Below are 1,868 nucleotides of genomic sequence, written 5' to 3' on the forward strand. Positions count from 1 at the left end.
TACAGCCACGATAACCTGACGGGAAGCAGCGGGCTGGAGCTGGACGGCGACGGGAATATTATCAGCACGGAGGAGTACTACCCGTTCGGCGGCACCGCCATCCTGACGGCGCGCAGTCAGCTGGAAGCGGACTACAAAACGGTGCGCTACTCGGGCAAGGAGCGCGACGCGACGGGGCTGTACTACTACGGATACCGGTACTACCAGCCGTGGTCGGGGCGGTGGCTCTCCGCAGACCCGGCGGGCACGGTGGACGGCCTGAACCTGTTCCGCATGTGCAGGAATAATCCCATGACAATGCGGGATATGGATGGGTGCGCTCCAGAGTCTGATTCACTAAAAGGTTTCGGTAAGTTGGAAGAGCAAATGAAAAATAAGTCTCCCAAAGTACAGCATAAAGCAATACTAGGTATGGCATTAACCAATTATCTTCGCGATTTTGGGATAAATGCTAAGCTAGGTGGAAGCTTAGTTGCCAAGTTGTACGGAGCAGATCGCGAACCCAAAGATATTGATATTGACATTGGAAATAGAGATGGCACAGCCATCAGTACAAGTAAATATAAAACCAAAATAAAACTATTGGAAAATAAGTACATAAGCGTAGGTACCAGTTTGATAAGAATAGAGTCTGTTGCAGAGCAATCTGGGGTTCTACATATTAAACATAAGATGATAGTTACCGAAACTTCAAAAAATATCGACCCTTTTGATGAAGACGAGCAGGATGAGGTCGATACAAAATTATTCTCGAATTCACCTGTGCATGAAGAAGTTGTCGACATTGGAACTTTTAACATATTTGAAGTTGCAGGTTTAGCTCTCGATTCGGATTCCACTCCGCATGTGAAGCCAGAGTTGTTAATTGCGGGTTTTCTCTCGAGAATGGATGTAGATAAAAATGATCCTGAACAATCTCTCGCTCTGATCAGGCATCTTTCTTCAGAAGGAAGGAGCAACGCTGATATTGAAGCTATGGTGCTCTCACATGTTGACCAGAAACATTCAAATTTCACTAAGTTGCTTGGGCGATTGAAAAACACTCTGTCGCATCAAGGTTAATGAGCTAAATCAAGTTTGACAGATACCTGTTATTTATAAAGGTCTCTGTCTGATTCACTTGGCCTCAATTATTATTCTCAAATGGGTACACCCAAAGAAGGCAACCTGGTGAGACAGTTTTCTGTCTCATTTGGGTTGTTTTTGTCTCGTTCCGGTGCTACGTTTTCATCATCTAAAGGCTAGCGAGACAGATTCCATCATTTATGGCACTTTGAATCGCCACGGATAATCTAGACACTTTCGAGTCGTCGGTAATATCGGTTTTCATATTCTGTCGGTGGCATCTTATCGCTCGAACCATGCCGACGCTTACTGTTATAAAACATTTCGATGTAATCAAAAATATCGCTGCGGGCTTCTTCCCGCGTTCCGTAGAGCTTTTTCTTTATCCGTTCACGTTTTAGTAGCTGAAAAAAGCTTTCTGCGACCGCATTATCGTGGCAGTTACCACGACGACTCATACTGCCTTCCAGGCCGTGTGATTTCAAAAACGACTGCCATTCATGGCTTGTATATTGGCTGCCCTGGTCAGAGTGAACCAGCACCGCCTTTTGCGGATTACGCCGCCACAAGGCCATCAAAAGTGCATTCAGGACGATCTCTTTGGTCATCCGGGGCTGCATTGACCAGCCGATAACTTTCCGGGAGAGCAGATCAATAACCACGGCCAGATGAACATCCAGCACCCGACAGAGCAGGCGAACAGGCCAGCAACGGGTGTTGTCACGGATAAAGGTGTACCTCAGTCGGACAGCTTTGCGAAGTACGCCGCGGCTTTTTTTAATATGTCCCGTTCGTCGGTAAGC

Annotated in this window: 2 protein-coding genes; one reads left to right on the forward strand and one right to left on the reverse strand. The window is 46.7% G+C overall.

Features of this window, described 5'->3' with window-relative positions; translation table 11 throughout:
• Positions 1-1,062, forward strand: a 1,062-nt coding sequence (locus tag L462_RS25720; RefSeq protein ID WP_032679491.1) for an RHS repeat domain-containing protein, incomplete at its 5' end; no start/stop codon positions are given.
• Between the two features lie 230 nt (positions 1,063-1,292).
• Here L462_RS25720 and L462_RS24740 read toward each other — a convergent pair.
• The coding region (locus tag L462_RS24740) for an IS3 family transposase (RefSeq protein WP_255358220.1) at positions 1,293-1,868 on the reverse strand (576 nt) is incomplete at its 5' end.

It is taken from the genome of Enterobacter sp. BIDMC 26, from assembly GCF_000534435.1.
Taxonomy (GTDB): Bacteria; Pseudomonadota; Gammaproteobacteria; order Enterobacterales; family Enterobacteriaceae; genus Enterobacter; species Enterobacter ludwigii.